The sequence below is a fragment of the Prosthecobacter vanneervenii genome, from assembly GCF_014203095.1.
GTDB classification, from domain to species: Bacteria; Verrucomicrobiota; Verrucomicrobiia; order Verrucomicrobiales; family Verrucomicrobiaceae; genus Prosthecobacter; species Prosthecobacter vanneervenii.
Genome location: NZ_JACHIG010000011.1, coordinates 114,271 through 138,882 on the forward strand (window position 1 = coordinate 114,271; position 24,612 = coordinate 138,882).

At 59.8% G+C, this 24,612-nt stretch carries 15 protein-coding genes; 6 read left to right on the forward strand and 9 right to left on the reverse strand.

Translation table 11 applies throughout. The features are described 5' to 3' along the window. Positions 1-42: 42 nt before the first annotated feature. From HNQ65_RS21515 to hisS, 7 genes are all read right to left on the reverse strand, one after another. Complete coding sequence (locus HNQ65_RS21515; RefSeq protein ID WP_184342890.1) at positions 43-1,362, reverse strand: dipeptidase; 1,320 nt, start codon at positions 1,360-1,362, stop codon at positions 43-45. 60 nt (positions 1,363-1,422) lie between these two features. Continuing rightward, on the reverse strand, positions 1,423-3,174 hold the full coding sequence (locus HNQ65_RS21520; RefSeq protein ID WP_184342892.1) for a cell division protein FtsZ: 1,752 nt from the start codon (positions 3,172-3,174) through the stop codon (positions 1,423-1,425). Between the two features lie 42 nt (positions 3,175-3,216). Next, on the reverse strand, positions 3,217-4,434 hold the full coding sequence (ftsA, locus tag HNQ65_RS21525) for a cell division protein FtsA (protein WP_184342894.1): 1,218 nt from the start codon (positions 4,432-4,434) through the stop codon (positions 3,217-3,219). A gap of 5 nt (positions 4,435-4,439) precedes the next feature. Next, the gene (locus tag HNQ65_RS21530; RefSeq protein ID WP_184342896.1) at positions 4,440-5,393 is read right to left on the reverse strand and encodes a cell division protein FtsQ/DivIB; all 954 of its coding nucleotides are present in this window, start codon (positions 5,391-5,393) and stop codon (positions 4,440-4,442) included. Positions 5,394-5,594: 201 nt separating this feature from the next. After that, complete coding sequence (locus tag HNQ65_RS21535; protein ID WP_184342898.1) at positions 5,595-6,995, reverse strand: DUF1501 domain-containing protein; 1,401 nt, start codon at positions 6,993-6,995, stop codon at positions 5,595-5,597. A 57-nt stretch (positions 6,996-7,052) separates the two neighbouring features. Then, positions 7,053-12,512, reverse strand: a complete 5,460-nt coding sequence (locus HNQ65_RS21540; protein ID WP_184342900.1) for a neutral/alkaline non-lysosomal ceramidase N-terminal domain-containing protein — start codon at positions 12,510-12,512, stop codon at positions 7,053-7,055. Between the two features lie 48 nt (positions 12,513-12,560). After that, positions 12,561-13,850 carry a histidine--tRNA ligase gene (hisS, locus tag HNQ65_RS21545; RefSeq protein WP_184342902.1) on the reverse strand — a complete coding sequence of 430 codons (1,290 nt, stop codon included), beginning with the start codon at positions 13,848-13,850 and terminating at the stop codon, positions 12,561-12,563. A 77-nt stretch (positions 13,851-13,927) separates the two neighbouring features. On the opposite strand from hisS, the gene recF reads away from it, so the two are divergent. From recF to HNQ65_RS21575, 6 genes are all read left to right on the forward strand, one after another. Further along, positions 13,928-14,998, forward strand: coding sequence for a DNA replication/repair protein RecF (recF, locus tag HNQ65_RS21550; protein ID WP_184342905.1), 1,071 nt, complete (start codon positions 13,928-13,930; stop codon positions 14,996-14,998). 202 nt (positions 14,999-15,200) lie between these two features. After that, positions 15,201-16,232 (forward strand): rod shape-determining protein, encoded by a 1,032-nt coding sequence (locus HNQ65_RS21555; RefSeq protein WP_184342907.1) that lies wholly within the window; start codon positions 15,201-15,203, stop codon positions 16,230-16,232. 69 nt (positions 16,233-16,301) lie between these two features. Beyond that, a complete protein-coding gene (gene mreC / locus HNQ65_RS21560; RefSeq protein WP_184342909.1) occupies positions 16,302-17,153 on the forward strand; it encodes a rod shape-determining protein MreC in 852 nt (283 codons plus the stop codon). A gap of 6 nt (positions 17,154-17,159) precedes the next feature. Then, the gene (locus tag HNQ65_RS21565) at positions 17,160-17,774 is read left to right on the forward strand and encodes a hypothetical protein (RefSeq protein ID WP_184342912.1); all 615 of its coding nucleotides are present in this window, start codon (positions 17,160-17,162) and stop codon (positions 17,772-17,774) included. Continuing rightward, a complete protein-coding gene (gene mrdA, locus HNQ65_RS21570) occupies positions 17,764-20,055 on the forward strand; it encodes a penicillin-binding protein 2 (protein WP_221306245.1) in 2,292 nt (763 codons plus the stop codon). Before HNQ65_RS21565 ends, mrdA begins: the two co-directional genes overlap by 11 nt. A gap of 36 nt (positions 20,056-20,091) precedes the next feature. Continuing rightward, positions 20,092-21,678, forward strand: a complete 1,587-nt coding sequence (locus HNQ65_RS21575; RefSeq protein WP_184342916.1) for an Rne/Rng family ribonuclease — start codon at positions 20,092-20,094, stop codon at positions 21,676-21,678. A gap of 80 nt (positions 21,679-21,758) precedes the next feature. Here HNQ65_RS21575 and HNQ65_RS21580 read toward each other — a convergent pair whose 3' ends face one another. Further along, on the reverse strand, positions 21,759-22,370 hold the full coding sequence (locus tag HNQ65_RS21580) for a M15 family metallopeptidase (protein ID WP_184342918.1): 612 nt from the start codon (positions 22,368-22,370) through the stop codon (positions 21,759-21,761). A 37-nt stretch (positions 22,371-22,407) separates the two neighbouring features. Then, the gene (locus tag HNQ65_RS21585) at positions 22,408-24,594 is read right to left on the reverse strand and encodes a tetratricopeptide repeat protein (RefSeq protein WP_184342920.1); all 2,187 of its coding nucleotides are present in this window, start codon (positions 24,592-24,594) and stop codon (positions 22,408-22,410) included. Positions 24,595-24,612: the final 18 nt, after the last annotated feature.

Consider the following 24,612-nt stretch of genomic DNA (forward strand, 5'->3'; position numbering starts at 1 on the left):
GCGTGCCACCTTGCAGCGGGCAGACCGCGGTTTTGTCACTTGTCAGACCTGATTTGCCTTCAGCACCCTGAGCATGTTTCCACCGAGCACCTGCCGGATGGTGTCGTCGTTATGACCGCGCATGATCATGCCGAGGGTGAAGAGGGGCCAGTTTGACCAGGCGATGCTCTGCTCCGCTGTCACAGTTGTGACAAAATCATCTTTGGGCCAGAGATGCTCCCACTTGTCCGCGCTGCCGCCCGGGGCTTTGAGAAGCTTCGCACGCTCTTCTTTATCAAAGCGTGAGGTGTATGCCACATCGCAACCGATGGCGGCGTGTTTGGCCCCGAATTTTTTGATGAGGTGGTCCAGGTGGTCGAGCAGCGCGGTGATGTCCCCTTTGCCACCGAGGAAGCGCGGGATGCAGCAGATACCCACGAGGCCGTCGGTGTCGCAGATGGCCCTGATGGTGTCGTCAGGCTTGCCTCGGAAGTGCTCGTAAACCCCGCAGCAGGTGGTGTGGCTGGCCACCATGGGCTTGCTGCTGGCTTTGGCGGCGTCACAGGCCGTCTTCCAGCCACTGTGCGCCACGTCTGCAATGACGCCGATTTTGTTCATCTCAGCCACGGCCGCATGACCAAAGTTACTGAGCCCACCGTCGTGGGGCTCCCCGGCACCGTCTCCCAGCGGATTGCGGCGGTTGTAGGTCACATGCATCATGCGTGTGCCCAACTCGTGGAAGATGCGGATGAAGCGCAGCTCATCCCGCACACTTTCCCAGTCCTGCATCAGGGGCACGCCGTTGGTGGTGAAGCACAGGCCCACGTTTCCCGCCTTTTTTAGCGCCACAATTTCGTCTGCCGTCACCACTTTGGACAGCGAAGGTTTCAGCAGGTCCGTAGCCTTGGTGAAGTGGGCCAGGCGCTTGATCAGTCGCATGGGGTCGCTGCCTTCTTCTCCGGTGTTTTGGAAGATGCAGGTCACGCCGGCGGCGTGAAAGGCGTCCAGGAATTCCTTGCGCTCGCGTTCGTTGGTCGCGTTGCGGTTCATGGACATGGACTCGCGCAGGTCATTGATCTCTGCTGCGCTGAAGCCGGCCTTGATGGCCTCATTCATCGCCTCAGCATCGACGGCGCAGCGGGGTGCGAAGCCGTAGCTCTCAAAGACAACGGAGCCAAAGTGCAGCTCCCAGGCATGGTCGATCTGCGCCTGGGTGGGCTTCAGCAGGCTGAGCGCGATTTCACGCGGCTTGTCGATGGCCGGATTGCCGGTGATCCAGGACTGCCGTGCTTCATGAGAGCGCACGTGGATGTTGAAACCGCCAGCGACGGCGGCGAGTGGCAGGCTTTGAAGCAGACGGCGGCGGGAGATGTGGACGCTCATGTGAGCAAACATCAACGCTCCAGCGGTGTCTTTTTCGTGAGCTAAATGCGCAGGCCGGGATTAACGGCGCAGCTTCTTTTTCAGGCGCATCCAAGTTGGCACGTCGAGGTCCTCTCCCTGCACGATGGAGGGTTCGGTGTCCTTGAAGCGGCCCCGGTCTTCCTCGCCAAGGCTGAAGGTCTGCTGGCTTTCCGCCGTGGGCTTGGTGCTGCGTGCGGAAAGAACGGCCGTGGTGGCGCTGATGGTGGTGGCTGTTTCCTCAGGCTCATCGAAGGAGATGAGGTCATCCTGCGGAGCGGGGGCTGCCTCGGTTTGCAGGGTCACGCTGCGGGCCACGACGGCGGCGAGGGTAGATTCCTTCGGGCTGCGGGCGGCGTCTGCCAGCTCTTTGGCGATCGGAGTGCGAACGGGGATGCGTGCGGTTTCCGGGGCAGGAGCGATCACAGGTGCCGGGGCGATGACGGGCGCGGCCGGGATTTCCAAGGCAGGCGGCTCATCAATCATGAGAGACTGCGGCACTTGCAGCTCTTTGGGCAGCGCTGGTGCGGCGGCTTCAGCGTGGAGGCTGGACAGCGGGAAGGCCTCGCCCACGGCGGGCACGGAGATAAACTCCTCAGCCTTGAAAAGAAGGTCCGGGGTGGACTCCAGCTGAGGAGGCGGGGCGTACTGGGAATGAGCGGGGGCCCTCTTCGCAGCGGGCTCGCGCTTGGGTGCAGGAGCCGGGGCTGGAGCAGGGATGAGCGGAGCGGGGGTGGGAGCGACGGAGACGGGCATTTCTGCGCGCGGCTGCAACATTTCCGAGGGCGGAGCGGCTGCGGCGTGCGCATTGAGCTGGTTCAGCCCCAGGGAGCTGATGAGGGTGACTGCAACTGCATCTCCCAGCTTGGCATCCACACCGAGGCCAAAGAGGATGTGTGTCTGGTCCGGCACATGACGGCCGAGCTGCTTCATGACGCCCTCCACTTCCACCAGTGTGAGCGATTCGCCGCCAGCCACGTGGACGAGCAGGTTCTTGGTCTGGTGCAGAAGGCGGCCGGAGTCGATGAGGGGGCTCTTGAGGGCTTTCTTGAGCGCCTCGGATCCGCGGTTCTGGCCACGGGCTTCGCCGAAGCCGAAGAGGCAGCGGCCATTGGCATTGGCCAGCGCGGAGGTGAGGTCGTCCAAGCCGAGCTTCACGAGACCTGGGGTGGTGGTGATGGTGGAGATGGCGCGCAGGCTCTGGGCGATGAGCTGGTCCGCCTGATTGAAGGCCTTCTGGATGCCGTCCTTGGGCAGAATGAGCTCTCCCATGCGGTTGTTTTCAAACAGCACGAGGGCATCGGCTCGCTTTTGCAGCAGCTCCAGTGCCTCCTCGGCCTGCCCCAGACGGCGACGACCTTCAAAGCTGAACGGCATGGTGGCCACCACCAGCACGAGGGCGTTGGTGTTTTTGGCAATCTCTGCGATGACTGGCGCCGCACCGCTGCCGGTGCCGCCACCGAGACCGGCGCTGATGAAGATGATGTCGTGATTTTCGATGGCCTGACGGATCTGCTCACGAGAGAACAGGGCTGCTTCACGGCCTAGATCGGGATCGCCGCCTGCGCCGATGCCCTTCATGAGCTCGGCGCCCAGCTGGATCTTCACCGGAGCCATGGAGTGGCCCAGCACACGCACATCCGTGTGCGCGCAGACCAGCGTGGCGTCCACGATGCGGTCCAGGGTGATGCGATCGACAACATTGGAGCCTGCGCCGCCGACACCGACGATGCAGATGCGTGGCGCCGCCGTGCTGGCACCTTCAGGTGAATGGGAGCGGTCGTATTCTACCATAATCGTGGGTGGTTGAGGTTGGGCTGCTGGCTTGCTGAAAATTTAAAGTGTGACGGATGAGAGGAGCTCCTGCATGCGCCTGCCGAGGCGCTTGAGGGGCGAGAGGAAGGGCTTCTCGCTGTCCAGAATCTGCGCATAACGAATGAGGCCGATCGGGGCGGAGTATTGCGGATTCTCGAAAGTGGCGGTGATGCCGCTGACGGGGGCCGAACCTGCGCGCGTAACTTTGATTCCAAACACTTCGCGGGCCACTGCGTCAACGCCTTTCATCATGCTGACGCCTCCCGTGAGGTAAATGCCCGCGCCGAGGCGGCCGAGGTGATCCTCAACCCGCACGCGGACCTGGGTAAGTATCTCTTTAGTGCGAAGGTTCATCACTTCGAACAGAAACGCGCGCTCGATCTCTCCGAGCACCAAGCCGGTGTCGTCTTCAATGCTGAGCATTTCGCCCTCAGCTACATCTTCATAGAGCACACTGCCTTCCTCGACCTTGAGGCGCTCGGCGCGTCCGTTCGGGATTTGCAGAGCCATGGCTACGTCATTGGTAATGTGGTCGCCGCCGAGGGGGACGCAGCCGGAGGCGGTGATCATGCCGTCTTCATACAAGACGTAGTCACAAGTGCCGGCACCAAAGTCGATCATGAGCGCACCCTGCATTTTCGCTTCGCGTGTGAGCACAACCTGTGCCGCCGCGACGGGATTGAAGACCACGTCCTCCACTTCCAGCGGGATTTCACGCACGCAGCGGATGGCGTTTTGCACACGACCGCGTACGCCGTGAATGATGTGGTAGTCGGCCTCCAGCACACGTCCCTCGCGGCCGATGGGCTGGCGCACGGCCTCCTGGCCGTCCACGATGTACTGGCGCGTGACGCTGTGCAGGAAGACATTGGACTGCGGGATGGACACGCTGCGAGCGATCTCCTTGGCCTCTTCCACATCGTCCTCGGCGATCTCTGTCTGGTCGTCTGGCAGGCGGTGGCGGCCCCGATTGTTCAGGCTTTCGATGTGCGCGCCAGTGACGCCCAGGAAGACGTTGCGGATCATCACATCGCTGCGGTCCTCCGCACGCACGAGGGCGTCGTTTACGCAGGTCTGCACTTTTTCAAAGTCCACGATCTCTCCTTTGCGTACGCCACGGGAGGGGGCCTGGCCTACGCCGAGGATCTTGATGGCGCCGTCGCGCTTTGCCTCTCCCACGACCACACAGATCTTGTGTGTCCCGATTTCAAGACCTGCATAGATGGTGCTTTTGGCCATGAGATTCAGCGTGCGGGTGGAGTGGGGGCGCTGTCCGCCAGATTCAGCCCGGCGATGTCCGGTTTTTCGTGGAAGGTGACAGGGGTGTTGATGGTGGCAATGAGATTCAGTGTGGCGATCCGCCATTTGCGCGCACGGGCTTCGTGCATCACGCGGTCAAAGCGCGCCAGCTGCGGATCCAGATCATCAATGCCAAAGGTGATTTTGGCATCGCCGTTGAAATGAGCGACGAGCGACCAGGGATTGGGAATCTCGATCGACTCCAGAGTGGGCAGGCTGTCGCGGCGGTTCTGCAGTTTTTCCATGAGGCGCAGTGCGGCGTGCACCTGCAGGTCTGAAGAGGGCTTGCCTGGGATGGCCTCGCTCATGGCAGGGAACTGAATGCGCGGCATGGCCAGGTATTCACGTGTGATGACATCGCAGGGCACCGGCGCGCCTTCCGCGTCCATCAGGCAGCCTTTTCCAGTGAGCGGTCCCAGCAGCTTGTGCTTGGGGCATTCGATCCAGGCCACCGGCAGGCGCTGCTCCACGTCGAGCGTGAGCTTGCCGTGGTAGTCACGTTTGAGCACTGCGGACTTTACCTGCGGCAGACGCTCGATCTTGGCGCGCACCTCGCGGAGATTAACCGTGAGAAGGTTGGTGGCCTCGGTGAGCCCGGTGGCGGCCACAAGCTGCTGGCGCGTGAGCGTGCCCTGAGTGTTTACCTCCACCGTCTTCAGCAGAAACTGAGAGTTCTTTTCCAGGGCCTCGTGCCACGTGACCCAGCACACGCCGATGACGATCATCGCGGCGATGAGCCACATCGCCGTGCGGAATCCTCTGCGGCGGCGCTCCACAGCCTCATGTTCGCGAATGACGGGAGATTCGGGCTCGTAATCGATCACGTGCGTGCCAACACCCTTGCGCTTACGGGAAGGGCGCTTGGCTGGTTTCTTCGAACCATTCTTGGCGGCAGACATGAGCAGACGAACTGAGAAAGTCCGGTGACGAAAAACATACGAAACCGGTAGTTAATATCTCTTAAATAAGAGATTATCAGTGCGTTTGCCATAATTATTCGCGAAAAAATGCGCCTCCTGTATTCACAAACTGTTCAATTGCTCACAATTAGGTCGCGAATTTGGGAGGTGTATGGTCAGAGGGCACTCAGATGAATGTGCTCAAATAAGCTCCCGGATCGGTGCACCTTGGTCCACGATGAAGTTCGGGCGGCCCTGGTGGTCGGTGTAGGTGGTGTCGAGGGGCACGCCCATGTGGTGGTAGATGGTGGCGGCGAGGTCGCCTGGGGTGACGGGGCGTTCGTTGATCTGGCCGCCGTCTTTGTCTGAGGCGCCGATGACCTGGCCGTGGCGGAAGCCGCCGCCGGCGAGGCACATGGACATGACATAGGGCCAGTGGTTGCGGCCATCGGTGCTGCCCTGGGTGCCGAGGGTGGGGGTGCGGCCAAACTCTCCCATGCAGATGACCAGGGTGTCATCTAGGAGGCCACGTTCTCCGAGGTCGCTGATCAGCGTGGTGATGACGTGGTCGAAGACAGGAAGCAGGGGACGCAGGCCGTTCCAAATGCCACCGTAGGGTGGGATGTTGTCTCCGTGATTATCCCAGGTGCCGGAAGCGCCGTGGTTGCTGAGGTCGATGGTGACGAAGGAGGAGCCGCGTTCGACGAGGCGGCGTGCCAGCAGGGCCTGTTTGGCCCAGTCGTGGTCGCCGTAGCGGTCGCGTACTTTTTGGGGTTCGCGGCTCAGGTCAAAGGCCTCCTGAGCGCGGCCACCGGCCACGATGTCGAAGGCAGTCTGGGAGAAACTGTCCATGGCGCTCATCATGCCGCTGGCGTCGATCTCGGCACGCAGGCCGTCCATCTGCTGGCTCAGGGTCTGGCGTGCCTGCAGGCGTTCCATGCTGAGGCCTGCGGGGAGCTGGAAGAGCTTGGAGGCGTTGTTGCCATCAAAAGGATCGTACTGGGTGCCGAGGTAGCCACCCCAGCCCACGTGGGAGCGGGATTTCATGTTTAGCACCACGTAGGGCGGCATGGAGGGGTGGTTTGAGCCGTGGTGCTTGGCCACGATGCTGCCAAACGAGGGGTAGTACTTGGCTTTGGGATTGGTGCGCGGCTCGTTGGCCAGGTTTGCCGTCTGCATGACCATGTTGGGCTCATGGTTGCTGAAGCGGCAGTCCACCGAGCGAATGAGCGTGAACTTGTCCAGCATGGCGGCCTGCTTGGGCAGATACTCGCAAATGTGCGTTCCGGGCAGCTTGGTGGGGATGGTCTTGAAGGGGCCGCGAATCTCGCGCGGGCGGCCGGGCTTGGGGTCCCAGGTGTCGATTTGGGAGGGGCCGCCGGTCATCCAGAGCAGGATCACAGACTTGCCGCTTTTGGCGGTCTTGCCTTCGGCCCGCAGTTTGGTCAGCGCAGGAAGGGTGAGGCCACCCAACCCGGCGAGGCTCGTCTTGAGGACGGAGCGGCGGCTGTGGACGACCACACCGTCCCGCAAGCGCGGGTTCATGAAGCCGAAGGCATGCTGTCCGCCATGGCCGCTGCAGTGATGATCGGGAGAAGACATCGTGATCGGATACGCGAGAGAAAGCAGCTCTCTAGCCACATACTGCGAATTCGAAAATTACTTCGGCATCTGCAGATAGGCGATCAAGTCTGCCAGAGTCTGCGGCGTGAGGGCGGCTTCCAGCCCTTCGGGCATCAGAGAGGCGCCTGTACTCTGGAGTTTGGCGATGTCACTGCGCAGCACCGATTTCGTCATGTTGCCGGCCATTTTCAGGGTAAGGCTGGCGCTCGTTTCCGTGGCGATCACGCCATAGAGCTGCTCGCCGTTTTTCAGGGTGCAGTGGTAGGCCATGAAGCCGGGCTCGATGATTGCGCTGGGATCCAGGATGGAGTTGAGAAGCTTCTCGGCATCATGCTGAACGACGCTGCGGAGGTCCGGGCCGAGCTCGATGCCGACGCCGTCGAGCTTGTGGCAACTGATGCAGACCTGAGCGAAGGTGGTTTTGCCTCTGGCGGCATCTCCCTTGAGCTTGAGGGCTGGCTTGAACTTCTCGACCACAGCGGTGCGTGTGGAGCTGGAGGCATCTTCAAACACGGCTGAGGCCAGTTTGGCGATCTCCTTTTTGGGATGCTTGATCAGGCGTGCCCGCGTAGCTGCATCGCAGCCTTTGGCCTCGGGGCGCCGGAGCAGCGCGAGCGTCCAGCCGTCGTTGGAGAGGAGGGTTTCGAGGATCTGCATGCGCACGGCAGGCGTGCGCTCGTTCCAGCCTGCGAGGAGAAATTCAGGGCCGCTCTTTGGCTGAAGCCTGGTGACCAGACGCAGCACTCCGGCGTCTGCCGATTTCTGCCAGAGCTCAGGCAGCAGAGCTTTGACCATCTCCCGATGCTCGCGGTCTGAGGCCAGCAGTTCCAGGTCTGCCATGGGTGGTGAAGTTTGTGAGGTCTTCAGCGCGGCGGCCGCTTTGGCAAGCATGTCAGACATTTGTTTCAATCCCTGCTGCGCGGCTGGCGACGTGGTCTGCTTGGTGAACTGGGCCAGGGAAAGGCCGTTTTCATCCAGAACGGCCAGAAATTCTGAGGCCTGTTTTTGTGATGCCGGACGCGAAAGCAGAGCTGCCAGGGCGGTTTCATTTTTCACCGCCAGAGCGCAGCGAAACAGCATGCCTGCAACGCGGTTGTCGCTCTCGGGAGAAGCAGTGCAGACACGTTCCAGGTGTGGCAGTATGGAACTCAAGGCCGCGCCTTGCAGCGGTGACGCCGTGGGCGCTGTGCGGAGCAACTCCGCAAGCAGATCTGCCGCCCAGTCGCCACGCAGTTCGCCCAGGGTGCAGGCGAGCTGGAGCTGAACCTTTTCATCTTTGTCGTTCAGGAGTTTGGCCAGCGCCTGCTGCAATGCGGCTGAGTCGCCTTTCCATTTCAAATGCTCGGCCATCTGCAAGGCCTGCTCGCGGACGTGGGGGGACTCATCCTCCAGCAATTGCAGACACGCGCTGGTGGTCAGCCGGCCCTGGCTCAGCGATGCCCATGCCGCCTGCGCACGCGTCTGGGGCTGCTTGGATTGGAGGAGGTCATTGGTCTCCGCTTTCCTGTTTTCCCAGGCCACTTGCATCTGGGCCTTGTCGCGCTGCCATCCATTGGCAGAGGCAAGGCCTTGCCCTGCATCTGTGCGTGTGGATGGCGCAGAGATGCGGACCACCTTCCAAATGCGGCCCTTGTCATCTCCTTCGCGGTAGTGTGGCAGCAGTTCGTCTTTGCCGTTTTGTGGCAGCCACTGCGGGTGCTCGATCATGTAGCGGTACATGTCTGCCACCCACAGCGCGCCATCGGGGCCTGTGCGGACCATCACGGGGCGGCACCAGCGGTCTTCACTGGCGAGGAAGTCCATCTTTGACTCGGCGGGGTCGCGGGAGGCTTTGAAGGTCACGCCATCATCCTCCAGCACGTGGTGCTGCACCACGTTGTGGAAGGGCTCGCAGGTGAAGGCGTGGGTCTTGCCATCGCCAAACAGCACGCGGTCGCGATACACCTCGATGCCGCAGGCGCTGGTGAAACGGCCAGCCTGATCGAAGCTATGAAAACGCTTCTCCATGCTGCTGGCGGGATACACAGGGGGATTGCGCGGGAAAAGCTGGTGAACCGGGTCCGGGGGGATGACGTAGGGATTGCGGCGCAGATAGTGGTCCTGCAGCACGTAATGCCACAGCGGGAAGCTGTTCTGCACACCGAACCAATGGCCCCAGTCATCATGAGCGCGGCCGAACTGCGAGGGGCCGCTCTGCGGATCAAACTCACCCGTGTCCGGCTTGAAGCGGAAGTCGCGGCTGCCGAGATCGATCTTTTGCCCGGTGAGTTTGCACTCGATCTGGGTTCCCTTGTTGTAGCCGCCGTGGTGCGCCCCGGCTGCGCAGTAAACCCAGCTGTCCATGCCCCAGCGCAGGCCGTTCACGCGGAGCTGCTGGTTGCCGGTGCTGAAGCCGGTGTAGAGAACCTGCTTTTCTCCGCTCGGTTTGATAAAGAAAATATCCGGGGCGGCGGTCACGATGACGCCATCGCGCCAAGTCAGGATGCCGGTGGGGTAGCTGAGGTCGTTCACGATCACCGTGCGCTTGTCGTAGCGGCCGTCGGAGTTGGTGTCTTCGAGCATGACCACACGACCTCCCGCTTTACCGTTGCCATCCATGCCGAGCGGGTAGTCCGCCATCTCAATGACCCAAAGGCGGCCTTTGTCATCCCAGTCAAATGCGACGGGATCGAGAACCACAGGCTCTGCGGCGACGAGGTCGATGCGATAGCCTTCGCGGACGTGCCATTTTTTGGCGGACTCCTCGGGGCCGAGCGGCTGAGAGGCGAGCTCCACCTGTGGCTTGGGTGCAGCGGCGGCCGGTTTTTCCAAGCCGGTGACTGCCACGTCTGCGAATTCACCTTCCAAGGGTGCAAAGTCATCGCAGCGCCGTCCGAAGAAGAGCTCTGTAGCACCGGGCGCTGTGACGGGAAGCTCGGCGTCAATCTCTACCTTGCCATTCAGCATGACTTTCACGTGTGAGCCCTGGCGCTCCAGCTTCACTTCATTCCATGAAGCCGGGGTGATGAGCGTCTGACCGCGCACGATTTGATTCGCTGCATTGCCATTGTAAACAAATAACCTCCCAGGCAGCGAGTCTTTGTAGCTGCCGCCAATGCCAAGGTGGTCGCCGGGTGCCTGATGATCACCCTTTGGACCGCGAGAGATGAGATAAGCCGTCACGGGGCTAGCATCATTCGCCTTCGTGTTACGGAAGCGAAGTGAGGCCGACCAGTTTTCATGGCCCTTCAGCATGGTCGAGGTTTGGGCCCGGGCCTGCTTTGCTTTTTCAAGCCGCGCTGCGGCATCGCGCTCATTGGCTTCCTCCATTTTCGAGGTCTCCCATAGCTGTTCAATGAACTCGGGTTCGATGACCCGGTCCCAAACGGCGATTTCATCGATTTTGCCTTCGAAGGATTGGCCAAATGCAAGCATGCTCACATCCACCTTTCTGCTCTCCTTGAATGCTGGTTCGAGCTCGGTCGACATTTCCTTTTTTCCATCAAGGAAGACCGTCGTTTCATTTCCCTTTTTGGAATAAACAAGAAAGTGCCACGAATTCTCTGATATCACGGTAGACCCATGCTTGATGGCTGTTGGATCAGCCCCGGTGAGCATGATGCTTCGAGGTGATGTCCCATCTGCGCCGGACGGCCCAGGTATTGTAAGGTGCCATCCTTTGCCTCGTTTGTTTGAGAGGTGCACCCATTCAATGCCGGACCTGAATAATTCGGTTTCCGGTTTGTCTCCAATATCCACGAGGCGTCCCGCCCAGAACCAGAGAGCCACCGAGTGGTGATCTCCCAAGGCTGGAATGTATCCGTCAATCTCTCCTCCGGCGACATGGACGCAACGATTGATGGCTTCCGGGCCTGAGAAAGGTGATGAGCGCAGTTTTTCCTGATCGCCACATCCCGAACCCGAACCGACACCGGGGAGATACATGGCACATCTGGAAGTAGAGACCGCAAAGTGCAAATCCCGTCCTCCAGGACGTTTCAAGATAGGGACCTCGCTTCGCAGTGAATAATCTGTGGAGATTTCATCCAGCCGCCAGTACGCGACAGGCTTCGATGCGATGATGTCTTTCGCATAAGGGCCATTCTCGCTTTGTTCTGATCTCCGCTTCTGCCCCGTGACTTCTTCCAGCGCGCCCAGCAGAGTCTGAACCGACTTTGGTTCTGCCAGCACTTCGAGTCCTGCGGTGCGGGCGGGCCAGGTGGTGTAGCCGCCGAGTTTGTGCTGCTCTGGAGGTGGGATGTAACCTTCGGCGCCATTGGCCAGTTCAATATTGAAGTGTGATTTGGCGGGTGAAAATTTTTTCAACTTCAATCCCGTAATCGCATACACTTCGTTTGGCAGCGTGGCGATGCTCAGGTCGCCGATGCGGATGGCCTGCAGCTTTACGCTCGTCTTCTGCCGTTCGTGCAAGATCAGAGCCTCGCGGGCATAGACCTCCTCCTTGTTTTTTGGCACGTCGTTTTTGATCTTGGCGGCGATGGGCCGCGCCCAGGCGAGGCGCTTTTCGTCGGGGACACGGTAGTTTAACTCCAGCGTTTTCTCCACCATGCGGAGGGGAACGTGATCGTGATATTTGACCGTCTTCAGAGCCTGCATGGCACTTTCAGCCACAGCACTGGCGTATTCATCCAGCGTGATGTTCTTTTTTTCCGCACCGTAGTCCATCCACATGAGGTCGCCGCTAGTGCCCTGGCTCATGGCGCAGACAAAGGGGCCGTTGCCTTCGCCCTGCTGGCTCAATTTGGCTGCGAGGTGTTTGCAGAAGAGGCCGTAGTAGTCGGAAGAGATCGGGCCGCTGCCGAAGTAGTGCTGGGAGTAGTTTGCCAGCACGCCGAGCGGTTTGCCGTCGATGGTTTGCATTGAGATTACGGAGAGCTGGGGATCGACCGGACCGCTGGGGCCGACGACGTCTTTGCTGAGGTAGCCGGGATGCATGTTGGCGCGGCCCGTGGGATTGCCGAAGGGATCGACGACTTCTTTTCCTGGCAGACGAATCCAGCGGCGGTTGTGCGTATGTTCCCAGTCGTCAAAGCTGCCCCACCCGATGCGCGCGGGCTGCAGCGCCTTGTCCGCAGCCACGATGGCTTCGGCGATTTTTGGCGTGAGGAAATTGCCATACTCCGAGTCTTTGCGCGTGCCAAGGCAGCCCATGGCGGCGGGTGCGGAGTGCGTGTGCGTGGCGCTGACCATCATGCGGTCCACCGGAATGCCGCACTGTTTTGATGCGAGCGCCTTGGCTTCATCGATGAGCGTCTGCTCCATCATGCAGGTGTCCACGATGGCGAAGGCGATCTTCATCTTGCCGTCATCGAGAACAAAGCTGCGGACGTGCAGGCGGTCGGCGATCTTGTCCCCGCGTCCTTCGAGAAAGCCGCCTGCGATGATGCGTGGAAAGGTCTTTGGAGTGATGTCGATGGCGGAGACGCCTGCGCGGAAGGCCGGTTGAGCCTGTGCGGTGATGGCAGCGAGGCCGAGAAGAAACAGGAGAGACTTCATGAGAGTGGCTCAAACCAACGCTCATGAAGGCTACTTGTTTGCCTTTGATCAGGCGATCAGCGGACCCAGCGCGGGTTCGGCGAGCAGGCGCTGCACTTCAGCCACAAGGCCGTCCACCGGCACGGTGCTCTGGGAGCGGGCGAGGAGGTTCTTGATGACCACCTCGGGGTATTCAGTGCCGAAGGTGATGGCAAAACGTGCCTTGCGATCCTCGGCGGCCTGGAACTGCTTGCCCACTTTCTGTGCGCCGAAACTGTAGTCCACGCGCACGCCGGCGGCGCGTAGTGTCTGCACGGCGGCGAGCGCGTTTCCACGCTGGGCTTCATCTGCCACCACCACGTAGGCATCAATGCTGCTGGAGGCCAGCAGAGCGCTGGTCAGCTTCATCTGGGCGCCCGGGGTCTTTTTTAGCAGGATGCCGAGAACCACATCGCCCATGGCGAAGCCGGCGGCGGGCATGTCCACCTTGCCGTCGCTCATCAGGGAGCAAAGTTTGTCATAGCGGCCGCCGCCTGCGACGGCGCGCAGGCCGTGCTTGAGATCGAAAACTTCAAAGACCGTGCCCGTGTAGTAGGCCAGGCCGCGCACGATTGTGGCATCAATGCGCACCTGCTGCCAGAGGCCACGTGCGGTGAGGTTTTCGCGCAGGGCAGCGAAGGCGGGGTGATTTTCGTCTGCGGACGCCATGAAGGCGCGCACGTCCGTCAGACTCAGACCGATGGCGGCGAGCTTGTTTTCCGTGTCCTCGGGCTTGGCGCGTTCGATTTTGTCGATGATTTGAAGGAAGGTCGAGGTGTGCTCGGCCGGGATGTTTTTCTCAGAAAGATAGGTGTTCCAAATCTCACGATTGCTCAGGCGGATGGCGAAGTCTTCAGTGCTCACGCCAAACTCGCGCACGGTGTCGATAGCCAGCGCGATGAGCTCAGCGTCCGTGGCAGGGGAAGCATCTCCCAGGATGTCTGCATTGAACTGTACAAACTCGCGTGTACGGCCTTCCTGCGGCGCTTCGTAACGGAAGCAGGAGCCGATTTGAAACCACTTCATGGGCTTCTTAAAATCACGCTGCCGTGCCGTGGCCATGCGAGCCAGGGAAGGGGTCACCTCAGGGCGCAGAGAGACATCATCCTCCCCCTTGGTGGTGAAGCAAAAGAGCTGGCTGGTGATCTCATCTCCGCTCTTTTTGCGGAAGAGGTCGGTGGATTCCAGCACCGGCCCTTCATACTCCACAAAGCCGTAACGACGGGCGACCGCGCGCCAGGTGTCGAAAATGTAGTTACGCAATGCGCATTCTTCAGGGAAGAAGTCGCGAAAGCCTTTGACTGTTTGGATGGAGGCCATAGAGGGGGCGGGATTCATCTTCATGTGCACCGTGAACGCAACCGGAAATGCGGCGTGGCGCAGAAGTGACTTGCTGCATGCTCTCCGACCTGTTCGTGCGTGATTTCCGCTGCTTCGCTGAGGCGAAGGTGGAACTGCACCCTGATGTGACGCTGCTCGTCGGGCGTAACGCGCAGGGTAAAACGTCTCTGATCGAGGCCGCGTGTGTGCTGCTACGGCTTCAGTCTCCCCGTACGTCGAACCGCGTCGAGTTGGTGCGTTTTGGCGCCTCCACCTGCCTCTTGGAGGCGCACTGGCACGGCAGGCCCCTGCGCTATGCGCAGTCTGCCACCACACGGCGGCTTGCGGTGGATGGAGCCACCTGCAGCCGGTCGATGGATTATCTGGCCGCCTCCGGGCTGGTGGTGTGGATGGACCACCGAGATATGAGCTTGCTGCGTGGCGGGGCGGAGCACCGCCGCAGGTTTCTCGATTTTGCCGCCAGCCAGATGTTCCCGGACTATCTGCATGCCTTGCGTGGCTACGAGCGTGCGCTTCGTGGCCGTAATTATGTGCTGAAGCGGGATGCCGTCATTTCCTGGAAGCAGGCAGATGCCTTTGCCCGGGTGATGGACGGCTTTGCCCAAACGCTCTGGCAGAGGCGTGCGGAGTTGTGTGCAGCACTGCTTCCTGAGGTCGCAGTGGCGCATGCCAAACTGAGCGACGGGGCCGAGAAGGTGACCATCTCTTTCCAAAGCACTGGCGCAGATGAGCGAGGCTTGTTTGAGGCGCTGCTGGCTGTGCGAGAGGAGGAGGGCCGCAGCCGGTCCACCGCCCTGGGCCCGCACCGCGATGACATCGGGATGAGCCTGAACGACCTAGACGCGACCACCTTTGCCTCCGAAGGGCAGCAGCGCTCCTTTGCCCTGGCCATGAAACTGGCCCAGGCGCAGGTGCTGGAGCACGCCTGCGGCTCAGCTCCCCTGATGCTGATGGACGACGTCTTTGGCGAGCTGGACGCCCAGCGCCGCAGGGCTTTGCTCTCCCTCCTGCCGCCCGGAACGCAGAAGATCATCACCACCACCACTCTGGACTGGGCGGATGCCGACCACCTGTCCGGACGGGTCTATGGGGTGGACCAGGCGGTTTTGAGTCGGATCCGGGGCTGAAAATCTGGATTTTTGCCCGAAAAGGTCAATTCTGAGCTTCTTAGAAACATCCCTTGACGCAATTTCAGGCGGTTTTAGCTTTATAATGGGTTGGAATAACGCGCGCGCGTTGCCTTTCGTGATTCTTAAAACAAATGGAATTCCACGTCGCGCATACGGTTCTGATTCCTGATCGCATCAACACTTTTCCCATTTATTCTCAATGTTCGGCAAACTTTTTGGCTTCGTCGCCCAAGACATCGGTATCGATCTCGGCACGGCAAACACACTCGTTTATGTAAAAGATCACGGCATCGTTCTGAGGGAGCCCTCGGTGGTGGCGGTAAAATCAGGCAGCAATGAAGTGGTGGCTGTAGGCGACGATGCCAAGCGCATGCTCGGCAGAACGCCTGGCGGTATCACGGCCATCCGCCCGCTGAAAGATGGTGTGATCGCCGACTTCCGCGTGACCGAGGCCATGCTGCGTCACTTCATCAAGAAAGTTCAAGGCGGCGGCCGCAAGGTGCGTGGTCCGCGCGTCGTCATCGCTGTTCCCTCTGGCATCACCGAAGTGGAAAAGCGTGCGGTCAAAGAAAGCGCCGAGCAGGCTGGTGCACGTGAAGTTTACCTGATTGAAGAACCAATGGCCGCCGCGATCGGCGTGGGCCTGCCAGTGCAGGAAGCTGCTGGTAATATGATCGTCGATATCGGCGGAGGCACCACGGAGGTGGCCATCATCTCTCTCTCTGGCATCGTTTACAGCCGCAGCGTGCGCGTGGCGGGCGATGAGCTCGACGAGGCGATCATCAATTACATGAAGCGTGCCTACAATCTGATGATTGGCGAGCGCACTGCGGAAGAAATCAAGCTGCGCATCGGTTCGGCCTTCCCTCTGGGCAAGGAAACGACGATGGAAGTCAAGGGCCGCGACATGGTGGCCGGCCTGCCAAAGACCATCACCATCACCAGCCAGGAAGTTCGTGAGGCCATGCTGGAGCCGCTCAATGCGATCATCGACGCTGTGCGCACTACACTGGAGCGCTGCCCGCCTGAACTCTCCGCCGACCTGGTGGACCGCGGCATCATGCTCGCTGGTGGTGGCGCGCTGCTGCGCGGCCTGGACAAATTGCTGCAGGAAGAAACAGCGCTCCCGGTGCATGTGGCGGAAGATCCGCTCAGCGCCGTCGGCGAAGGCACGGGACGCGTGCTTAGCGAACTCGAATTCCTCCGCAAAGTGAGCACGACAGAAGTCTGATGACCGTTTCGTGCTGCATCGCGGCGTCTGCCAGACAGCGCCGCTTCCAGCCCGGAGGAAAGGCTAATCATGAAAAAGCTCAATATCCTCGCGCTTTTGATCTTCGTGGCAGGGCTTGTCGCCGTGTTTACGTTTGATACGGCGACCACCCGGAAGATCCAGGCTCGTGTCATGAGCCTGCTGGCGCCGTTCATCCACAGCAGCGCCGCCATGGAGCAGGCTGCAGAAAACGCTGTCGCCCCTCAGGTCAATCCCGCTGAACTCAAGCGCGAAAACGACGAGCAGCGTGTGCAACTGGAGCGCCTGCGCATCATCCAGCAGAAGTATAATCAGATTATCGAAGAGAACGCCAAACTGCGTCAGCTCATCGAGTTCAAGCAGTCGGCTCCGTTTAAGATGACGGCCGCCAAGGTCATCCGCCGCAGCTCCAGCACGTGGTGGAACAGCCTGATCATCGACAAGGGCTCTCTCGACGGCATTGGCACTGACAGCCCTGTGATCACATCCGTGGGGCTCGTGGGCAAGACATCGACGCTCGCGCCGCACATGGCCAAGGTGATCCTGCTGACGGATGAGATGTGCCGTGTTTCCGCCAAGATTGAAGGCACGCTGGAGCAGGGCATCCTGGCGGGTGAACGCGCGGCTCTGGAAGTGCGCCCGGAACTGCATCTGCGCTTTCTTAATCGCAACTCCAACATCAACGCTGGCGCAGGAGTGTATTCCTCCGGTGAAGGTGGAGTGTTCCCTCCGGATCTGCTGCTCGGCCGGGTGAAGCGCTTTGAAAATCGTGAGATATCTGGAGAGGCCGTCATCGAACCCGCCGTTGATTTCTCCACCTTGGATTATGTCTTTGTGATCGAAATGCAGGTGGCCGAACCCACTCCGGAGCCTGCGCCGACGCCGGCACGCACCAAGCCCTGAGCCGTCATGTTGTTTCACCCGATCTCCATCATCCTGCTGCTTCTCACCTTCATGGTGCAGGAGTTCGTGCCCGGTTTGGAGATTGCACAGTTTGCCACGCTGTTTCTGCCAGCGGTGTTTTTCTTCAGCGCATCAGTGGCCTCGCCTTTTGCAGTGATGCTGCTTCTGGCATTTATCACTGGATTCATCTGGGATGCGCGTCATCTGCCAGGTGTGGCAGAAAGCCTCTCTGGCGCCGAAGACATTTTTGGCACTGGTGCTGATGTGGAACTGGGAGCAGGCAGCCACCCGCTGCCATTCGGACTCTCCATCGCTTTGTTTGGCATGCTGGGCATCTTGCTGCAGGGGATTCGTCCTTTGTTCAAGCGAGGCCGGCTTGAGCTGCCGGTACTCATGGTGGGTGTGGCCACCTTTACATGGCTGCTCTCCCAGTATTTGATCATTACGTTCCTGCGCGGTTCTTTGCAGTTCCCCCCAGGAGTGTGGTCTAAGATGATCACCGACTCCCTGCTTGCCATGCTTGCTGCTCCGCTCATCTTTCTTCTGCTCTACTCGCTGGCCCGCCTGTCGAGCTATGAAATCAAATACGAAGGCCTGAGGTATCGCTTCGATGGTCGTTAAATACCGCTTCAGACTTTACCTTTTCACCCTCGCGATGTTGTGCGGGTTCGGGCTGCTCGTTTTCAGGCTCTGGTCTCTCCAGATTGACCGCCGGGAGGAGTTTGCCAAAATGATTCCTGGGGCCAAGAAAGAGCGCGCTCGTATTCCAGGGCCTCGCGGTGAGATCAAGGATCGCAATGGTGTCGTGCTGGCCACCAACAAGGCCAGCTTTGAAGTGCGTGTTAATCTCGCTGAAGTCGTCGCTGAGTACAAACGCCTCGTCAAAGAGAAGAAGCGGCCAGCCATTCCGGAGATTACTTTTGAGATCGTCGAAAAAGGCATCAAGCGTCAAAAGCCTGAGCTGGACATCTACAAGGTCTTTGAAGAGACCATCACGCGCAGGATGATGGAGATGGGCGTGCACAAGGACTACTCCGTGGATTCCCTGCGTGTGCATTACCGCAGCTTTGGCGGTGCAGTGCCCTGGGTCTATCGGGATGATCTGACCTTTGCGGAGTTCAGCCGCATCGCCGAGCACAACTTGGGGCTGCCTGGTGTCACTGTGGCGGAACGTGCTTCGCGTGTGTACCCGCTCAAGTCTGTCGCTTGTCACATTCTGGGCTATGTACGTCTGCCGGATGATCAGCGTGCCTCCGCAGAAGACCGCAAAGGCTGGGATTATTATGTGCCGGATGACTTTGGCGGTGCAGGTGTGGAGAAGAGCTTTGACAACTACCTGCGTGGCAAGCCAGGTGTCCGTGTGATGCAGCGCGATCAGCGCGGCAGACCTGTGGGCGAAGTGGATGAGGAGTACGTGGAACCGCGCAAGGGCAACGACGTCTATCTCACCCTGGATGCCCGCATGCAGATCATTGCGGACAAAGCCCTTCGAGACGCCAAAATCGGCCGCGGCGCTGTGGCCGTGATCGAGCCCAATTCCGGGGAAGTGCTGGCGATGGTGTCTGTGCCTTCCTTTGACCCGAACCAGTTTATTCCGAGCATTCAGCAGTCGGACTGGGATGCGCTGCTGGGCAATCCTACGATCCCGCTGCTGAATCGAGCGGTGAAGGGACATGTGCCGGGATCGACCTTCAAGATCCCGATTTCATTTGCAGGCTGTTTGGCTGGAATTCAGCTCAGCCACTTCAACTGCAGCGGCAGCGTTACTTATGGCAACAAGGCCATGCAATGCTGGATTCAGCGTCAGAGTGGCGGCTCCCACGGCACACTTGGGCTCAGCGATGCCATCAAGTACTCCTGCAACTGCTTCTTCTACCGTTACGGCAACGCCGCCGGCATCGGCAACATCACCAAAGTGGGCAAGATTTTGGGCATCGGTACCAGGACTGGTATTGAACTGGAAGATGAAAACCCGGGCATTCTTCCCAATCCTGACTGGCTGCGCGCCACACATCCCAATGAGCGTTGGAGTGACGGAGCCACCGCCAATACCTCCATTGGTCAGGGATACGTGCTGGCTTCTCCTCTGCAGATGGCCTCTGTCAGCGCGACAGTGGCAAACGGCGGCAAGGCCTGGAGCCCGCATCTGCTCAAGCGGGTGATGGATCATGACCAGGTGGTGCTGGACAATCCGCCGAGCCTTCGTGGTGACCTTTCCGCCAGTGTGAAGCCCGAGGAGATCGAGGTCATCCGCAAAGGAATGTGGAAGGTGGTTAACGATCCCTCCGGTACCGGTAAAGGGGCGCGCATCACTGGAGTGGAGGTAGCGGGCAAGACCGGTACGGCGCAAAACTGGCGTCTGGATGAAAAACACATCAAGCATGACGACAATCACACCTGGTTCATCTGTTTCGCGCCTTATAAAGATCCCAAGTTTGCCGTGGCCGTGCTGGTGCAGAATGGCAAGTCCGGTGGAGGATGTGCAGCGCCTGTGGCGCGTCGAGTGCTGGAGCAGTGCCTGGCACTGGAAAATCCGAAGTTTAACATCGCCGTGACGCCGATGGAGCCGGCGGAAGGGCATTTCAATCACATAGCAGCCGTCCAATACGCTGATGCTGCGGTGCCCGCTGAGGCACTCGGTGGGGATGAGGACGGAGACGTGGGCACGGGTGTGTCCGCGCCTGAACCGGATGGTGATGACGCGCCGCGTGTGAAAACGGCGCCCAACATCAAGCCGAAGGCCGATTCAGCGGGATCGGCCGGAGCCAGCTCTGAGCAGAAAGTACCACAGGCCGTGCCAGTGCGCAGGGTCGGTATCTTCAACCGGGCAGGCTCCCAGGAAAACAAACCTTCCGATGCTGCTCCTGGCGGCGGCGGATTATTCCGCAGGCTCTTCCGCTGAAGACTGCACTCATTTTCCCCAAGGAGACTTTACATCATGGCATTGACCTTCGTTCAGAGAATCAAAGAACTGCTTACCGGCAAACGCGACATCAAGAGCGGCGTGCGGCTCGTCATCAACTGCGAGAAACTTGAAAACCGTGTGGCGCTCCTCGACAAAGGCGTTGTCGAAGAGTACAACATCGAGCGTGTCGGCACCAACAGCCTTATCGGCAGTGTGTTCAAAGGACGCATCCGCAACATCGAACAAGGGCTCAAAGCCATGTTCATCGACATCGGCTTCGACAAAAACGCCTTCCTGCATTTCTGGGACGCCATTCCTGCCGCGCTGGATGCCGGGCTGGAGGAGATCAACCGTGGTGGCAGCAAAAAAAAGAAGCGCATCGAGGCCAAGGACATTCCCAGCCTGTATCCTGTTGGCTCTGAAATCATGGTGCAGGTGACCAAAGGACCCGTGGGCAACAAAGGCCCACGCGTGACCACCAACATCTCCCTGGCCGGCCGCCTGCTGGTGCTGATGCCGCTGAACGACACCTGCGGCATCTCCCGCAAGATCGAGGACCCCAAAGAGCGCTCCCGTCTGCGTAAGATCATTGAGAAGATCAGTCTGCCGGAAGGCATGGGCATCATCCTGCGCACCGAAGCCTCAGGCAAACGTGCGCGCCATATCGTGCGGGATTTGAACATCCTGCTCGACGAGTGGGACCAGATCGTGGCCAAGCGCGACGGGCAGAACGCCCCGGTCTGCTGCTTCCAGGAGCCTGATCTTGTGGAGCGCACGGTGCGTGATTTCCTGACCGAAGACATCGACGAAGTGGCCTGCGATGACGGAGCCACTGTGGAGCGCATGCAGCGCATGGCCGCGTTGATTTCCGGGCGTGCCAAACGCCGGATCAACTACTATCAGGGCCAGACCGCCATCTTTGAGCACTACGGCATCCAGAAGCAGATCGACAATGCCTTCTACCGCCAGGTATGGCTGCCTTGCGGCGGCTACATCGTCATCGACCAGACGGAGGCACTCGTCTCCATCGACGTTAACACAGGCCGCAACAAAGGGCATAAGGATGTCGACAAGCTGCTGCTCGAAACCAACCTCGAAGCCGCCGCTGAAGTGGCGCGCCAGCTCCGCCTGCGCAACATGGGTGGCCTGATCGTCGTGGACTTCATCGACATGAAGCATCGCCGCGACCAGCAGGCCGTGTACAAGCTCATGATGGAGCATCTCAAGCGTGACAAGGCCAAGACGCAGGTGCTGCCCATCTCGCAGTTCGGCCTTATGGAGATGACACGCCAGCGACTTAATGAGAGCCTGGGCACCACGCTCTATGAACCCTGTCCCTACTGCAAAGGGCACGGTCAGGTCAAAACACCGCTGACCATGAGTGTGGAACTGCAGCGCAGGCTGGTTTCTGTGCTGGGCCGCGCCAAGGAGGATCAGAAGAGTCTCATTGTCATCGTGCATCCCGAGGTGCTCAACCGCCTCAAGACTGAGGACGGCGAACTGCTCGTGGATCTTGAACGCAAATATCAGGCGCGCCTCACTTTCCGCAGCGATCCCGCCTTCCATCGAGAGCAGATCACGCTCGCGAATGCGACGACCGGCGAGGAAATCCGAGTTTAATTTCTTTCCTGCCGAGCTGACTGATGACACTGGGAGACGAGCTGGCTCGTCTCCTTTTTTTACCTTTTCAGGATAGCCAGCTATTTTTGCCAGCTGGTCTCCACCTGCTCGAAGGGAACATCCAAGGCGGTGTAGCGCTCCCAGTCTGTATCGTCAAAGTGCCACCATTCGCTCTCAAACAGGGCGAAGCCGTGCTTCTGCATTACTTCCTGCAGTTTGGCGCGGTTTTTGAAAGCGGCAGGTGAAACGAGATTGAAGTGTGCTCCTGCTCTTTCAGAAAAGTCGTCATGAGCCGTTGGCATGGTCAGTTCCTGGCCATGTGAATTGACGAGTGTCAGGTCCACCGCTGCGCCACGGTTATGGCGTCCGCCTTTGGCGGGATCTGCGACGTATCGAGCATCTGGCAGCGTTTTCCACATCGCACGCTGTACAGACAGCGGCCGGTAGGCGTCCCAGATTTTCAGGCCCAGTCCCATAGACTTGAGTTCTGTCTGTACTCTGGTCAGCTTCGCGGCTGTTTCTGGGCGCAGCAGCGCACGGGCGCTCTTTGGATAAAACGCGGTTTTGAAGAAGTTGTCTGCCGTTGTGTAGCGCAGACTGACCACCATGCCGTCAGCGGGTGTGCCGATCTCGACAAGTGTTTGAGCCGTGAGGAAAGGAGTGCTGAATAGCAGCAGGATGAGGATTCTCATGGCAGAAGGCGTTGGAATCCTGAGCCTCAGGCGCTGCTTAGCGCTGGGAAACTTTGCCGCCTTGGAGAAGCTTTTCCAGATTGGCATCAGGGCGGACGCCTTTCTTGATGGCCTCATCGTATTCAGCGCGCGCCTTGTCCCACTGCGGCGGATCCCAGGTGATGTAGAGCACGGCCAGATTGAAGTGGGCTTCGCCATAACTAGGGTCGATGGCCAGCGCTGTTTTGAATTCACGCTCGGCACGCTCGATGAGGCTCAGCTTGGTGGCGATGATGCCCAGGTAGTGCCTGCCGCTGGCATTGTCCGGGCGCTTGGCCAGACTCTTTTCAAAATAGGTCATCGCATCCTTCCAGCGCTCCTGCTTGAAGTAGGTGACGCCCAGAGCGAATGAGGCTGGCTCGTTGCTCGGATCATAGGCTAGTGCCTTTTGCAGAGCCACTTCCGCCTCAGCGTGCTTGTTTTCGCGCTGGCGAGTGATGCCAAGGCCGATAAGAGCGGTGACGTTCTTCGGCTCAGCGCGCAGGGCATCCTGGTAGAGCTTGGCGGCAGTGCCGAAATCCTTGTTCATGTAGGACTCATTGGCTTGATTGATGAGCTTTTCGACTGAGGTCGGTTCCGGCTGGGCCATTTTTTTGTCGCTGTCCGGCGAGGCGCTGGCAACCAAGGTGGCCTGAACGCCCTTTGCACCGAGGAGTTCACGTGCGACGGGATCTGTGAAAAGCTTCTCTTCATCAGGAGTGAGGATCATGCGTGCTTCCTTCATCTCCTCGACCTGCTTGATGAGGTCTTTGGAGGCGTTCTCCATCTTCTGGAGCTCGGCGATCATGAGATCCTTGGCCGCCTGCTGGCGATGCTGAGCACGGAGCTGGCGCATGATGATGCCGCGCAGCAGTTCATTCTCCTGGGTGAGCTCAGGAGTGGCGGCCATCTTGCCCTCCATGCCACCCGCTTGCAGTTCCTTGAGCTGCTTGGTCAGCTCGGCCACCTGAGTCTGGTAGGTGGCGCTTTCCTTGCGCAATTCTGCCATCTGTCCCTGCAGACCGGTGAGCTGTCCGCGCAGATCAGCGATTTCCTTGTCTTTGCGGCCCACATCTGCCTTGAGAGTTTCCACCTGCTTTTGCGCATCTGTGAGCTCTTTTTTCAGGCGATCATTCTCGGCCAGCAGTCGCTTCATTTCAGAGCTGACGGTTTTCTTCTTGAGGTCATCCACCTCGGCTTGCAGGCCCAGGCTGCGTGCACTGGCGGCATCCCGTTCTTTCACGGCAGCATCCTTCTGCTTCACCGCATCGTCCCTTTGGGCCATCGCGGTGTCACGGTCCTTCACGATCTGCTCGCGCTCCTTGAGGATTTTGGAGCGCTCCTGCTCGATGTCAGCCATCTTGGTGGAGGCTTCAGCCAGTTTTTGTGAGGCCTCTTTGGAGGCGGCCTCGGCAGCTTGCAGGCGCTGGCCGTTTTTGCGCATTTCCAGTTCCACGGCCATTTTTTCCTCCATCAGCTTGCCCATCTTGTCCTGAGCAGCGCGGCCTTCCTCCACGTCCTTGCCCATGGCGAGGATGGTCTGCTCCATGGCGGCGGCCTTCTTACCCAGTGCATCGTTCTGTTCGCGTGCGGTGGTGATCTCTCCCGAGGCCCACTGGTACCAGTTCTGCCATTTACCGAGGTCCAGCTGCTGCTGATTGGCTTTTGTTTCAAGTTCCAGCACGCGCTGCTTATACATGAGCTCCCACTGGCCGAGCATCTCGCTGAGGCTCGGGAGGGCTCCAGTAGTAGGGGCGGGAGCGGCTGCCGCAGGCTGTGCCAGCACCCCTGGAGTGGGGATGGCTGCCGTCGGGGCTGCCGCTGCCACCGGTGTTGAAACTGCCGGGGTGGGAACGGCGGCTGGCGCTGGAGCTGGCGCAGGTGTCTGGGCTGCGGTGGCTGCGCGAGACTGGAGGCGCATGAGTGCATCCTGAATCTTCTGCTGGCGCGCAGCACGCATCTCTGGCTGCCAGGTGGGGTAGTTCCGCGCGATGCTGTCCATGATCTCGCCAGCCTGCTTGAACTTGCTTTGTGCCAGCGGGATGTCTCCTGAGGCCTCCAGTTTGGCAGCCTCATTGTTGAGAACGAAGCCGCGGAAGTACTGCTCCGCCACGTCACTGCCCGTATCGATGGACTGGGCATGTGACACCGGAGCGGTAAGGGCAAGCGCCGCCATGAGGGTGAGGACGGAAAAACGACGATTCATGGAATTTTCAGGGGGAGG